A 13963-nucleotide genomic window follows, 5' to 3' on the forward strand; every position below is an offset into this window, starting at 1 on the left:
CCACACCCCACACGATGTTCATTACGGCGCGGCCGCCGCACGCCAAGCTAGCCGCCAACACCATCTCGACACGTACTGGAGGGCCCACCCCGAACGATTCCGGGCCCAACCCACCGCACCATCGTTACCAACACCGACCGGAATCAACATCCACCTGTCTCAGACAGGTTGACAACTACCGAATAGCGAGGCGATCGGGCACGAATTCGCGCGCGGATGGCAAACGCGCGCGCGTTTGCGAGGACCGAGGCGGGGAGTCGGGGCGGGGAGTTGGTAGGCGAGGTCTGGGCGGCGAGAAATGAGCCGCCCGACCCCACGTGACCCCCGTCACGAACCGGTCAGCCGGTCGGTCGGAAAAGAATTCGAAATTATTTTCGCGAAAGCGCATGCGCAAGCGCTTGTATGCGCTTTAAGCTCCTGCAATCGAGCGACGCGACCGCGTGGCTAGGGGACAAGGGAGTCCACATGTTCAATCACCGTCGGAAGTCTGCGCTGACGATCGGCACCGCGCTCATGGCCGGTTCGCTGGTCTTGGGCCTGACCGCGTGCAGCAGCTCGGACTCGGACAGCGTCAAGGTCGGGCTCATCACCAAGACGGATTCCAACCCGTACTTCGTGAAGCTGCGCGAGGCCGCACAGGCGAAGGCGGATTCCAGCGGCGCCGAGCTGGTGGCTCTGGCCGGCGCGTTCGACGGTGACAACGAAGGACAGGTCGCAGCCATCGAGAACCTGGTGGGACAGGGCGTGAAGGGAATTCTGATCACCCCGAACTCCTCGACCGGAGTCCTGGACGCGATCAAGAAGGCACGTGACGCCGGCGTTGTCGTCATCGCCCTCGACACCGCCACCGACCCCGAGGACGCGGTGGATGCCACGTTCGCGACCGACAACAAGGCGGCAGGCGTCAGCCAGGGTGAGTGGGTCAAGGGCACGCTGGGCACCACCGCGCCCCAGGTCATCATGCTCGACGGCACCGCAGGCGGCACCGTGGACACATTCCGTCACGACGGCTTCCTCGAAGGAATGGGTCTGACCGACAGCTCGTCGGAGATCGTCGGCCAGGAGAACACCAACGGTGACCAGACCAAGGCGCAGACGGCCATGGAGAACCTGCTGCAGCGCGCTCCGGGCGTCAACGCGCTCTACACGATCAACGAGCCCGCCGCGGCGGGTGCCTACCAGGCGATTCAGTCCGCAGGCCGCGCCGATCAGATCACCATCGGCTCCATCGACGGCAGCTGCACCGGCATCGCGAACGTCAAGTCCGGAATCATCGGCGCAACGGTGCTGCAGTTCCCGGCGAAGATGGCCGAGCAGGGCGTCGACGCGGTCGTGAAGTTCGCGCAGGACGGCACCAAGCCCAGCGGATTCAACGACACCGGCTCGCAGCTCGTCACCGACAAGCCGGTTGACGGCATCGAATCCCAGGACACCGCGTGGGGCGAAGCGAATTGCTGGGGCTGATCGCGAACTACCGGCGAACCCAGGGATTTGATTCGTGAGTACCGATACCGCTGCGCCTCCCAAGGCACCGAGCCGGTTCAACGTGGGGACCATCCTGCGTGAACCGCTGCTCGGGCCACTGGCCGCGCTCGTCATTGCCATCATCGTGTTCAGCTCGATTTCGAGCTCGTTCCTCAACCCGCAGAACGTTTCTCTGATTCTGCAGCAGTCGGTGGTCGTCGGCATTCTCGCCGTCGGCCAGACTCTGATCATTCTCACGTCGGGTATCGATCTGTCCATCGGCGCGGTCGCGGTGATGGGCACCATCGTGATGGCACAGTCGGCCGGGGCGAACGGCCCGGTCGTGGCGTTGGGTTCGACGCTCGCCGTGTGCGTTGCGTTCGGCGCCATCAACGGCGGATTGGTGACGATGCTGAGGCTGCCGCCGTTCATCGTCACGCTCGGCACGTTCACGGCGATCCAAGCGGCCACCAGGCTGCTGGCCGGATCCGAGACCTATCAGGTTCCGAGCGGACCGCTGACACTGCTCGGCACCTCGTTCAAGATCGGTAGCTTCTCCACCACCTACGGCGTGGTGGTGATGCTGCTGGTGTACGCCGTGATGTGGTATGCCCTGTCCCAAACATCATGGGGCAGGCATATTTACGCGGTCGGCGGCAGTCCGCAGGCCTCGGACCGCTCCGGCATCAAGTCCGGTCGGGTGCTGTTCTCGGTGTACATCGTTACTGGTGTCATCGCAGCGATCGCGGCATGGGCAGCGCTCGGACGGATCCCCAACGCCGACCCGAACGCGTACCAGAACGCGAACCTCGAAACGATCACCGCGGTCGTGATCGGTGGAACCAGTCTGTTCGGTGGTCGAGGCACCGTGATCGGGACCCTCATCGGAACCCTGATCGTCGGTGTGCTGCGCAACGGGCTCACCCAGGCCGGCGTCGACAGCCTGTACCAGAACGTCGCGACCGGCATTCTTGTCATCGTCGCGGTGGCCGTCGATCAATTCGCACGTAGGAGGTCACAGTGAGTGCCAACCTCGCTCTGGAAGCGCGTGGTCTGGTCAAGACCTACGGCAGCGTGACGGCAATCAACGGTGCGGATTTCGAGCTGCGTGCCGGTGAGGTGCTGGCGGTGATCGGCGACAACGGTGCCGGAAAGTCCAGTCTCATCAAGGCTTTGGCCGGAGCGGTCATTCCGGATTCAGGCGAGATTCTGATGAACGGCTCGCCGGTGTCGTTCAAGAACACGCGCGACGCACGCGCGGCCGGCATCGAGACGGTCTACCAGGACCTGGCTGTCATCCCGGCACTCGATATCGCGTCGAACGTCTATCTGGGCCGCGAGATCAAGCGTAAGGGCATCAGCGGCAGCATTTTTCGGCGTCTGGACATGCCGAGGATGCGTGAGGAGTCGTCGAAGCACCTGCAGGACCTGAAGATCGGTATCAAGTCGGTCAACCAGGCTGTCGAGACGCTCTCCGGCGGTCAGCGTCAGGGCGTGGCCGTTGCGCGGGCAGCAGCATTCGGACGCGGAGTGATCATCATGGACGAGCCGACGGCCGCACTCGGCGTTCGCGAATCGGGCATGGTGATCGACCTGATCCGAACCATTCGCGACCGCGGCATACCCGTGGTGCTCATCAGCCACGACATGCCGCACGTGTTCGAGGTGGCCGATCGGATTCACATCCACCGCCTCGGCAAGCGCGCGGGCGTCGTCGATCCGAAGAACCGCACCATGTCCGAGGTCGTTGCACTGATGACCGGTGCTGAGGAGCCGACCGACGATGAACGCGCCGGAGTCTGAAAACGATGCTCCGGTAGGAGTCTTCGTCGGACTGACGACACTCGACATCATCCATCGAGTGTCGTCCGCCCCGGCCCCGAACGAAAAGATCACGTCGAGTGCGCAGTTCGTCGCGGCGGGAGGTCCGGCCGCCAACGCGGCCGTCACCTTCGCCGCGCTCGGCGGCTCGGCGGTGCTCGTCACCGCACTCGGCGACGAGCCGGTGGCCGAGCTGATCAAAGCCGATCTGGCTGCGTACGGCGTCCGAGTGCTCGACGCGGCCCTCGGTACCAGTAGGTCGGTGCCGGTCTCGGCAGTGACGGTGATCGAATCGACCGGCGATCGGTCGGTCGTCTCGGCGGACGCCGTGCATTCCGAAGTTCCACCGCCGCAGGACCTCGAGACAGTAGTGGCCGGTGCCGATGTCGTTCTCGTCGACGGACATCACCCCCTGATCGCCCGCGCCGCCGCCGAACATGCGGCGGCGCGGGTTACCACCTTGGTCGTCGACGCCGGTCGGTGGAAGCCGGTGATGAGCGAGCTGATTCCACATGTCACAGACATGGTGTGCTCGGCGGACTTTCGCACCCCCGGCACCTCCGACACGGCCGCCACGGCAGCGGAACTCGTCGGAGCGGGCGTGCGTACGGTCGTCACCACTCACGGCAGTGAGCCCGTCGAATGGTGGTCCGACGGTTCGTCGGGTTCGGTCGATGTGGAGCCGGTGACAGCGGTCGATACAGTGGGTGCCGGAGATGCGTTTCACGGTGCGTATGCCTACTACTCGACGCAGTCGTGCTCCCTGGCCGAACGCATCGACAGTTCGGCTCGCGTTGCGGCACTACGCTGCTCGATGATCGGACCCAGGGCGTGGCTCGACGAACTTTCCGCTGACACACTTCACTACCCACGGACTCGGAAGCGACAACGGTGAGCACTGATCAGGATGTACAGAGAGCGACCCTCGGCGAGCTCGTGGAGCTGGCCGGGCAACTCGCCGTCGCCGGAGAACGGCGCATACTCGGCCTGACCGGCGCGCCCGGAGCGGGAAAGTCCACGGTGGCACAGCAACTCGTCGATGCGCTCGGTCCGGAGCTGGCGGTACTGGTTCCGATGGACGGATTCCACCTGGCCAACGAGGTGTTGATCGACCTGGGCCGGCTCGATCGTAAGGGTGCCCACGATACGTTCGACGACGGTGGATACGCGCGACTGATCGCGGCGATTCACGACCAGAAACCCGGTGATCCCATCGTCTACGCACCGAGGTTCAGGCGCGAGATCGAGGAGTCCATCGGTTCGGCGATCCCGGTTCCGTCGACTGTTCCGTTGGTGGTCACCGAGGGCAACTATCTGCTGATGGAGTCCGACGCGTGGCCTGCTGCACGGTCGATGATCGACGAGGTCTGGTTTCTCGCTCCGCACACACGGGTTCGGCACGAGCGCCTGGTTGCCCGGCACGAGGCTTACGGCAAGTCGCACGAGGACGCGGAGTTCTGGGCACTGGGCTCGGACGAGCGCAACGCCGAACTGATCGGATCGACCGCAGGCCGCGCCGACCGAATCCTGCGCCTGACGTGACGATTCGGCAGAGCCACGAGTCACGCCAGTACCGGGCCGACTGACATGCCCACGATGGACGATGTCGCCCGCATCGCCGGAGTATCGGTGTCGACGGTCTCGCACGTCCTCAACGGCACCCGAAACGTCAACCCGACCACCCGCCAGCGCGTCGACGCGGCAATTGTCGAGATCGGGTACCGACGCAACGTTGTTGCCCGCTCGCTCGCCGCGGGACGGACCAACACGGTAGGTCTCTCGATAGCGGCGTTGACCAACCCGTATTTCGGCAGCCTGGTGCACGCTGTCGAGCGACGACTGTCGGAGGCCGGATACGTGTTGATTCTCGGTGATTCGCACGACGAGCCGGTGTCCGAGCGGAGAGTGACCGATTCACTGTTGGACCGTCAGGTCGACGGGATGCTTCTCGCGCCGTCGGCCGGATCGGAGTCTTCGGCCATTCCGGAGATTGTGCGCAGTGGCACCCCGCTGGTCCTGATCGACCGCATGCTCGATCTTCCCTGCGATCAGGTGGGTCCGGAGAACGACGCATCGGCCTACGAACTCACTGCCCACCTTCTCGATGCGGGCCATCGGCGCATCGCCATCGTCCGCGGAATCGAGGGAATCTCCTCGACCACAGAACGATTCGATGGTTATGCTCGCGCGCTCGCCGATCGAGGGATCGAACTCGATCCTGCCTTGGTTCTCGACGGTCGGTCGAACGTGGAGGTGGCCGAGTCTGCTGTGCGAGAGCTGATGTCGAGTCCTTACCATCCATCGGCACTGGTGTCGATGAACAACTCGATGACCATCGGATCGTTGAAAGCAGTTCGTGGACTGGGTATGTCGATACCGGCCGACTTGGCGTTCGTCTGTTACGACGATTTCGAGTGGTCGGATCTGTTCGAGCCTCGCCTGACGGCTGCGGCACAGGATGTGCAGACGATCGGCAGAACCGCGGCCGATCTACTTCTCGGACGTATCGAGGGTCGCGACGACGCGCCCCGATCCATCCGTGTACCGACCACCTTCGCTCACCGAAATTCCTGTGGCTGCAGTTCGACACCAGCCCCATCCGAAAGATAGGACAGCTCATGCCCATTGCCAGTCCGGACCAGTACACGGCCATGCTCGACCGTGCGAAGGAAGGCGGGTTCGCATACCCGTCGATCAATGTCACCGGCTCGCAGACGCTCAACGCAGCGCTGCAGGGGTTCGCCGAGGCCGAGAGCGACGGCATCATCCAGGTCTCCGTCGGCACCGCGCTGTATCTCTCCGGCAACGCCGTACAGAATCGCTTCGCCGGTTCCAAGGCGCTCGCCCAGTACGCCCACGAAGTGGCACAACACTATTCGATTTCGGTGGCGCTGCACACCGATCACTGCCCCGCCGAGAATCTGGACGACTGGGTGCGGCCGCTGCTGGCAGACGCGATCGACCGCCGTGGACGTGGACTCGACCCGCTGTACCAATCGCACATGTGGGACGGTTCGGCGGTGCCGCTCGACGAGAATCTGCGTGTCGCTCGGGAATTGCTCGATCTGTCGGTGCAGGCCAACACGATCCTCGAAATCGAGGTGGGCGTGATCGGCGGCGAGGAGGACGGAGTCTCACACGAGATCAACGAACAGTTGTACTCGACCGTCGACGATGCCCGGGCCACGATCGCCGCGCTCGGCGCGGGGGAGCGAGGTCGCTACATGACTGCCCTGACCTTCGGTAATGTGCACGGGGTCTACAACCCGGAATCGGTGCACCTACGGCCCGAGATTCTTGCCGAGATCCAGTCCGTCGTCGGAGCCGAGACCGGTAAGGAGAACCCGTTCGATCTGGTGTTCCACGGTGGATCGGGCTCCAGCGCAGAAGATATCGCCTCCGCAGTGGCAAGCGGAGTGATCAAGATGAACATCGACACCGACACCCAATACGCCTTCACCCGATCCATCGCGGGGCACATGTTGAGCAAGTACGACCAGGTCCTCAAGGTCGACGGCGAATACGGCAACAAGAAGGCCTACGACCCCCGATCGTGGGGCAAACCGGCCGAGACGGCGATGGCGGCGAGAGTGGTCGAGGCGACGCAGATGCTCGGTTCGGCAGGCCGCACGATGCGCTGAGAATTTTTTCTCGCGAACATGTCGAATTCTGCGGACCGGTTACGTCCCAGGGTCGAATGCAGAAAGAATGGCTGCATCCGACGCTAGGAGACATCATGGCCAAGTACCTCATGCTCAAGCACTACCGCGGAGCCCCCGAGCCTGCCGACTGGATCCCGATGGATCGGTGGACTCCGGCCGAGGTGCGCGACCACATCCAGTTCATGCAGGACTTCGCCGCCGAGTTGGAGAAGACCGGCGAATTCGTCGATGCGCAGGCTCTGGCCCCTGAGGGAACGTGGGTGCGCTCGGACGGGGAGGGAAAGCCTCCGGTCACCGACGGTCCGTTCGCGGAGACGAAGGACCTCATCGCAGGGTGGATGGTGATCGACGTCGACTCGTACGATCGTGCACTCGAGCTGGCCGGGCAGTTGTCGGCAGCGCCCGGCGCCGGTGGGAAGCCGATCGACGAGTGGCTCGAGCTGCGTCCGTTCATGGAGGCTCCTCCCACGATCGCCGACTGACGTTCATCATGGATCCCGGAGTGCTGCGGGCACTGACGCCCGCAGTGATCGGCGTCCTCGTCCATCGCGGAGCGGACTTCGCGTCGGCCGAGGACGCCGTCCAGGAGGCCCTGGTGCAGGCAACCTCGACGTGGGCTCTCTCGACCGGGTCAGCTGACGCGCCGGCCGACCCGAAGGGGTGGCTCGTCACCGTGGCCTGGCGAAAATTTCTCGATGCACAGCGCTCGGAGAAGGCGCGTCGGGATCGTGAGGATCGACTGGCGGCGCAGCCGGAACCGGAGTTCGTGGGTGGCGTCGACGACACGCTGCAGTTGTTCTTCCTGTGTGCACATCCGACGCTGACGCCGACGGCAGCGGTGGCACTGACCCTGCGTGCCGTCGGCGGATTGACCACTCGGCAGATCGCGCAGGCGTATTTGGTGCCCGAAAAGACCATGGCACAGCGCATCAGCCGAGCAAAACGTGCGGTGCGTGATGTGCGCTTCGATGCGCCGGGCGATCCGATCACGGTACGGCGGGTGCTGTATCTCGTGTTCAACGAGGGGTACACCGGAGATGTCGACCTCGCCGCGGAGGCGATCCGGTTGGCTCGGCAGCTGTCGACGCTGTCCGACGACGAGGAGACGGCGGGTCTGGTGGCGCTCATGGTGCTGCACCACGCGCGCCGTTCGGCAAGAACCGGATCCGACGGACAGCTCGTGCCTCTGGCCGAACAGGACCGATCCCGTTGGGACACAGCCCTGATCGCGGAGGGCGTGCAGATTCTTCAGGCGGCGCTGGCCCGCGATCGGTTGGGAGAGTTTCAGGCTCAGGCGGCGATCGCTGCCCTGCACGCCGACGCGATGCGAGTCGAGGAGACGGACTGGGTGCAGATAGTCGAGTGGTACGACGAGTTGCTCGCCCTCACCGGGAGCCCCGTCGTGCAGCTCAATCGCGCGGTGGCCGTCGGGGAGGCCGACGGCCCCGCCGCGGGGCTCGCGGCCTTGGCCGAGGTCGATTCCACGGTCCCGAGGCACACTGCGGCGGCCGCGCATCTGCACGAGAAGGCGGGTGACCTCACGCAGGCCGCAGAGCTGTACGCCCGAGCGGCACAGTCGGCTTCCTCGCTTCCCGAGCGGCACCATCTGACGCTGCAGGCGGCTCGGATCCGTGCTCGGAATCCGTGACGGTCCCGACCAAGCGTACGAACCGATCGGTTTCGTAATCTGATCGTTAGCGGTAGAAAGCGGAATCCGTGCGACCCTCGTATGGTGCTGATGTTGCCAGTGGGACTGAAGAGAAAGAGGCGAACTCGATCCGGGGCGGTCGTGACGGCTGCCGTGCTGGGAGCGATGCTGCTGTCCGGACCAACGGCCCAGGCCCTGCCGGGAAACTCGGGATCGGCCGACGCGGCGGCGGGAGCCGTCGGGATCCATCAGGTGTCGGCCACCCGTGCAGTGCTGAACGTGTTCTCCCCGTCCATGAATCGCGTCATCTCCAACGAGGTTCTGCATTCGCCGGGGGGCGGACCTGCCCCGAGCCTGATCCTGCTCAACGGTGCGCTCGGCAACGAGGACGGCGTGGGGTGGCTCAACAACTCCGGCGTCGAGCAGTTCTTTCTCGACAAGAACGTCACGGTCGTAGCGCCGATCGGCGGCCGCTTCAGCTTCTATACCGATTGGCAGACAACCGATCCGGTACTGGGCAGGAACATGTGGCAGACCTACCTGACTCGCGAGCTTCCTGCCGCCGTCGACGCCGCGTACGGATCCAACGGTCGGCGCGGGGTGGCAGGACTGTCGATGAGCGGTGGGCCTGCACTGGATCTGGCGATCCAGGCCCCGGATGTGTTCGACGCCGCCGCGTCGTTCAGTGGATGCCCGGCACCATCGAATCCACTTGCTACCGCAGGTATCTCGACGATGATCGCCGGCGGCCTCAACAACCCGTTCAACATGTGGGGGTTGCCGGGAAGTCAGGGCTGGCGCGATCATGATCCGTCCCTCAACGTCGAACGACTGCGCGGAACAGCGGTGTACGTCAGCTCGTCCCGCGGACTTCCCGGACCGGTGGACCGGATCCCCGAGGGTGCGATTCCACCGTTCGGCGGGATGGCGGTCGAGGCGATGGTGAACTACTGCACGTCGATCTTCGTCGACGCGTTGCGCAGGGCCGATGTGCCGGCCACGATCTCCATGCGTGAGGAGGGCGCACACACGTGGCCGCTGTTCGAGGATCAGCTTCGCGAGGCCTGGTTCACCACGCTGGCACCGGCTCTGGGAACAAGGTGATTGGTACCGGACTCTCGCGGGTACGCGTCGATGGACAAGCACCGACGAAGGGACCACACCGACATGGCGAAAGACGACTTGCACAAGGGTGACAAGGTCGAATGGCAGACCCACGGGACCAAGACCGAGGGAACGGTGGTGGAGAAGATCACCTCCGAGACCGAAGCCGCAGGCAGAACCGTGAAGGCCTCGAAGGACGAACCTCAGTACCGGGTCGAGAGCGACAAGTCCGGCAAGGATGCAGTACACAAGCCGGAGTCGCTCGACAAGAAGGACTGAGCGACCACGAGGCGCAAACGCGCGCGCATTCGTCGAGTGCGCGCGGATTCGCGGCCTGTTTCGCGCGCGTCTGGCAAGCGCGCGCGCGTTTGCGGATCTCGATGACGCACCACGGCCCCGCTCAGGCCTGAGGCACCGATCGTTCTGCGCCCCAACTTCGTTCGATGTAGCCGCGTATCCGATCGATGTCCTCGGCGGGGATTCTCTCCGGCTCCCCGTTCTCCAGCGGATCGGTGTGGAAGATGTACAAGCGTGAAGCGAACTGGTCGAACGGCAGCGAACCCTCGCCTGCGCGTTCGCCGTTGCCCGCCGTTCCCACGACGACGCCGTCGCCCCAGTCCTGCCCGCTGTCGTTGTTCGGATTGAAGAAATAGACCCGCATGACGCCGTCGGGGTCGGTGGTCACGCGCAGAATTGTAATGGCGTGCCAGCCCACATACCGTGCAGCACTGTCGGTTACGGCCACACCGGCAGGCTGCGGATGGATCAACGGCTGATGCCCGTTGTACTCCGGGTGGTACGCGGCGTAGAACTGCCGTAGAAATGCGTCCAGGTCGATGATATTTCCGGTGGCCACGTCGACGTCGATGTGGAACTCGCGCGCCGACCACCACCCGTGGAACTCCGGGTTGACCCAACGGTGCGGATCGCCGGGACGATCGGCGCAGCGCCTGACCATCTCGGCGTAGATGCGATCGAGATGCGGAACCAGCAGCAGAGACACGGGGTCGAGGTCCACCGGATCGGACGTGGCGACGCCGCTGACACTGTCGGTCGAGGAGATCGACTGCCCCTCGAAGTGCATGACGATCTCTTCGTCACGCGCCGCCCACACCACCATCTGCAGCAGGTAGTCGGGATCGTTGTACGCCCACATCGACAGCGCTCGCGCCGACTGGCATGTCGGGTTGTCGCCCTGACCGACTCCGAGCGGTTGCCCGAGCATCGACAACAATCCACCCAGCAAGCGCGACTGCGGTGCCGGTACCGGACCGAACGTGGTGTTCAGCTTGTCCTGCACTGCCGGTGCGAGTTTCAGCGACATCTGCCGCCACAACGACGGCACGATCGGCGGCTGATGCAGAATTCCGCGATCGAGCAGCAGCGCCAATCCGTAGAGGCACTGCGCGGTTTCGGGGAACACCGTCTCCTCGATGAGACGATGAACCAGTTCCGGGTAGCGCGTCAGACACGTGCGACCGGTATCGGACAGACCGAGTGCTTCGGGGAGAACGTACGAGTAGTGATCGACGAGGTACTGCGTCAACGTCGCGTGGTACGGCGAGACGAGTCCGGTGTCGTGCATCGCTCGCGCGAATCCGCGGGCCTCGAACTGCAATGCCTCGACGTCCATCGCCTCGAGGCGTGACCGATACACCTCGACGCCCGGATCCTCTCGGCACGCATCGGTGGTGCCGAACAAGGCTGTGATCAACCGATCCAGTCCCTGGCCCGACGTGCCGAGGTCGACGGTGGGGTCGTCACGATAGATTGCGATGCGGGTGACCATCGCCTTGATCGTGTCCACCTGGATCGGGCGCTGTCGCAGAATTCGCCAGATCTCCTCGACCAACTCGTCGAGCACACTGTCGTAGCCGATCTGCCCGGCCACGTACCCGAAAAGATCGCGAATCAGGTGGGCGGTACGGCCCAACCGAACTCGCTCCGACTCCGACGGAGGTGTGAACAGAACGTCGAGATTGACCGCGAGAACCTGCGAGAGGAATCGTCGCGCATCCTCGGCCGAGACGGCCGCATGCTCGTACTCGCCCGCGACGATCGCGACCATCCGGAGTTCGCTGGTCGCCTCGAGGACGAAGGTGTCGTCGTTGCCACTGCGCAGGCTCGGGCCCACGAACGCCGGTACGAGAATATCGGGCTGAGCCCAATCCGTACCGGCGAACAAGCCGGCCGTTTCCAGCGTCGCGGCGCGCTCCCGAATCGCATGACACCCGCCGGGCTGCAACAGAACTCGATGCAGCGCGTCGAGAACCCGCCGCACCTTGGTGTTCTTACTGAACTCGGGTGCACCGGCCAACGCCTCGGTGGCGTGGTCGAGTTGGGCCAGTCTCGACGCCAGAGCCTTGTCGACCGGTGCCTCATCGGCTCGTGCCGGCTCGCCCATAGTCTGCGTCGTGGGTTCGTGGTCGTTACCGAGTTGTTGCTTCACACGTAGAAGTCCAGTTCTTCCTGATGTTTCAACAAGTCACGCATGACATAGGTATCCTCGCCGAAGAAGTACAGCAGGCCCCAGTGGGTGCCGAATGCCGTTCTCTTGGTGACGGTTTCCTCGATAGGTGCCGAGAGGTCGTTGGTCTCGTAGTAATCGTGCCCGCTCGTCTCCTCCGGAATTTGGAGCTGGCTTACGACACGGCGTCGTGGATAGACACCGAAACATCCGGCGACACCGGTTGCATCGACGACCTCCTTCGGGAAGAAGGCGTCGATCTCCTCCTCGGTGGTCTTCGGGTCGAACGCCAACGCCAGGCCCTGGTAGGCGTTGAATCCGTAGGCTCGTTCGAGGAGCTCGAACACCTTGAAACCCGGTGGACGATAAGCCACCTCACCGAAGTACATTTCACCGTCGCTGGTGACGAAGTACTCGGGGTGAATGAATCCGAACTCGATGTCGAAGGTCTTGATCAGCTTCTCGATCTGCACCGTGATCTGCTCGCGGTACTTCTCCAGCTCGGGCGTCGCAGGAACGAACACCGAGTATCCGAGGGTGACGTACTCCGAGATGTTGAGGAACTTGATCTTGCCGTTGTGAATCCATGCTTCGACAGCGAACTCCCAGCCGTCGAGGTGCGATTCCATCAGCGCCGGAAATTCCTCGTCGGGAATGGAGTCGACCTCGTCAGGGGTACGAATGACGCGGTGGCCGAGGCAACCGGCCTTGTCGAAGGCCTTGACATGGATCGGGTCGTTGGGATCGCCGTCGAGCTTGAGCAGCGTCTGGTTGACACGTTTGAGGAATCGAATGACGTCCTCACGGTCGTGGGCTTCTTCGAAGATGCCCACTCGAATGCCGCCGAGCTGAGCGCGGCGCTTCATCAAGGACTTGTCGCGCAACAGCATTGCCTGACCGAACAGGCGTGGGTTGCCGAGCAACACCGAGTTGATGGCGCCGGCCCACTCCACCGTCTCTTCGTACAACGGAATCGCGACATCGACACCTTTGTCCCGAAGGGTTTCGGCGATTTCCAGCGAGCGATCGTTGAGTCGCTCGAAGTTCCACGGGATGTAAGGAATGTCGTGCTCGGTGCAGTACGCCTCGGCCCACTCCGGGGCAACGACGACGTAGCGCCGATCGAACTTGTCCAGTGCTTCCACCGCGGCCAAACTCCACCCCAGCAGGGCCACGTAACCCTTGTTCGGGTCTTTCTCCAGCCTGTCTGGCTGAGCCATGAAGTTCCTTCCCCTAGATGATTCATCGGTCGAGGTCCTTCGCTCCACCGTACAGAGGCGGTATCGGTTGCTCGGCACCCCTGTATGCGACTGTCGATCGGGAACGCGCCGGACCCAGGTGTTCACTACCGGCCACGATCGACAGATTTCCGCCGATCGTGCACGATCGTGAACAACCAGGTGCGAGTCGCGCCACCGAGGAACGAGGAGCACGAGATGACGGTCGACAAAACCGGTGCCGAGGTGGAGATCGCCCAGCAAGCAGACCGTTTCACGGTCTCGGTCGAGGGCGCGCAGGTCGGCTTCACCGAGTTCGTCGACGAGGATGCGCGGCGCATCTTCTTCCACACCGAGGTCGACGCGGTATACGGCGGACGCGGTCTGGCAACGATTCTCGTACAGCAGGCACTCGACGCCACCCGGGCCGACGCCAAGCGCATCGTTCCGATCTGTCCCTTGGTCGAGGCGTTCGTGGGTAAGCACTCGGAATTCGACGACATCGTCGAGCAGCCCACCGACGAGGTCCGGCAATGGCTGGCCGACCAGCAGAATTGAGGCGGGAATAGCGTCCGGCACC

The 13963-nt window shown here is 63.9% G+C and carries 14 protein-coding genes; 12 read left to right on the plus strand and 2 right to left on the minus strand.

Annotated features, from left to right (window positions below; all coding sequences use genetic code 11):
- The first annotated feature begins 465 nt into the window (after positions 1-465).
- From ASG84_RS06835 to ASG84_RS06885, 11 genes are all read left to right on the plus strand, one after another.
- Positions 466-1464 carry a substrate-binding domain-containing protein gene (locus ASG84_RS06835; RefSeq protein WP_057476263.1) on the plus strand — a complete coding sequence of 333 codons (999 nt, stop codon included), beginning with the start codon at positions 466-468 and terminating at the stop codon, positions 1462-1464.
- 34 nt (positions 1465-1498) lie between these two features.
- The gene (locus ASG84_RS06840; RefSeq protein WP_032376276.1) at positions 1499-2488 is read left to right on the plus strand and encodes an ABC transporter permease; all 990 of its coding nucleotides are present in this window, start codon (positions 1499-1501) and stop codon (positions 2486-2488) included.
- Positions 2485-3267, plus strand: coding sequence for an ATP-binding cassette domain-containing protein (locus ASG84_RS06845; RefSeq protein WP_057476264.1), 783 nt, complete (start codon positions 2485-2487; stop codon positions 3265-3267). The genes ASG84_RS06840 and ASG84_RS06845 overlap by 4 nt, the downstream gene beginning before the upstream one ends.
- Positions 3248-4180: a PfkB family carbohydrate kinase gene (locus ASG84_RS06850; protein ID WP_057476265.1), complete on the plus strand. Its 933-nt coding sequence runs from the start codon at positions 3248-3250 to the stop codon at positions 4178-4180. Before ASG84_RS06845 ends, ASG84_RS06850 begins: the two co-directional genes overlap by 20 nt.
- Complete coding sequence (locus ASG84_RS06855) at positions 4177-4827, plus strand: nucleoside/nucleotide kinase family protein (protein WP_057476266.1); 651 nt, start codon at positions 4177-4179, stop codon at positions 4825-4827. The genes ASG84_RS06850 and ASG84_RS06855 overlap by 4 nt, the downstream gene beginning before the upstream one ends.
- Positions 4828-4872: 45 nt before the next feature.
- A complete protein-coding gene (locus ASG84_RS06860) occupies positions 4873-5895 on the plus strand; it encodes a LacI family DNA-binding transcriptional regulator (RefSeq protein WP_057476267.1) in 1023 nt (340 codons plus the stop codon).
- 8 nt (positions 5896-5903) lie between these two features.
- Entirely contained in the window at positions 5904-6926 is a 1023-nt protein-coding gene (fbaA, locus tag ASG84_RS06865) for a class II fructose-bisphosphate aldolase (protein WP_057476268.1), read from the plus strand.
- Positions 6927-7021: 95 nt separating this feature from the next.
- Positions 7022-7429, plus strand: a complete 408-nt coding sequence (locus ASG84_RS06870) for a YciI family protein (RefSeq protein ID WP_057476392.1) — start codon at positions 7022-7024, stop codon at positions 7427-7429.
- 8 nt (positions 7430-7437) lie between these two features.
- On the plus strand, positions 7438-8595 hold the full coding sequence (locus ASG84_RS06875) for an RNA polymerase sigma factor (protein WP_057476269.1): 1158 nt from the start codon (positions 7438-7440) through the stop codon (positions 8593-8595).
- 141 nt (positions 8596-8736) lie between these two features.
- Entirely contained in the window at positions 8737-9699 is a 963-nt protein-coding gene (locus tag ASG84_RS06880) for an alpha/beta hydrolase (protein ID WP_235581566.1), read from the plus strand.
- A 63-nt stretch (positions 9700-9762) separates the two neighbouring features.
- Positions 9763-9978: a DUF2945 domain-containing protein gene (locus ASG84_RS06885; protein WP_057476270.1), complete on the plus strand. Its 216-nt coding sequence runs from the start codon at positions 9763-9765 to the stop codon at positions 9976-9978.
- Positions 9979-10099: 121 nt separating this feature from the next.
- Here ASG84_RS06885 and ASG84_RS06890 read toward each other — a convergent pair whose 3' ends face one another.
- Together ASG84_RS06890 and ASG84_RS06895 are read right to left on the minus strand one after the other, a co-directional pair.
- A complete protein-coding gene (locus ASG84_RS06890; RefSeq protein WP_057476271.1) occupies positions 10100-12103 on the minus strand; it encodes a hypothetical protein in 2004 nt (667 codons plus the stop codon).
- Between the two features lie 41 nt (positions 12104-12144).
- Positions 12145-13386, minus strand: coding sequence for an ATP-grasp domain-containing protein (locus tag ASG84_RS06895; protein WP_057476272.1), 1242 nt, complete (start codon positions 13384-13386; stop codon positions 12145-12147).
- 216 nt (positions 13387-13602) lie between these two features.
- Between ASG84_RS06895 and ASG84_RS06900 the strand changes: the two genes are divergently transcribed.
- A complete protein-coding gene (locus ASG84_RS06900) occupies positions 13603-13941 on the plus strand; it encodes a GNAT family N-acetyltransferase (protein WP_057476394.1) in 339 nt (112 codons plus the stop codon).
- Positions 13942-13963: the final 22 nt, after the last annotated feature.

This window comes from Rhodococcus sp. Leaf278, from assembly GCF_001426085.1.
Taxonomy (GTDB): Bacteria; Actinomycetota; Actinomycetes; order Mycobacteriales; family Mycobacteriaceae; genus Rhodococcoides.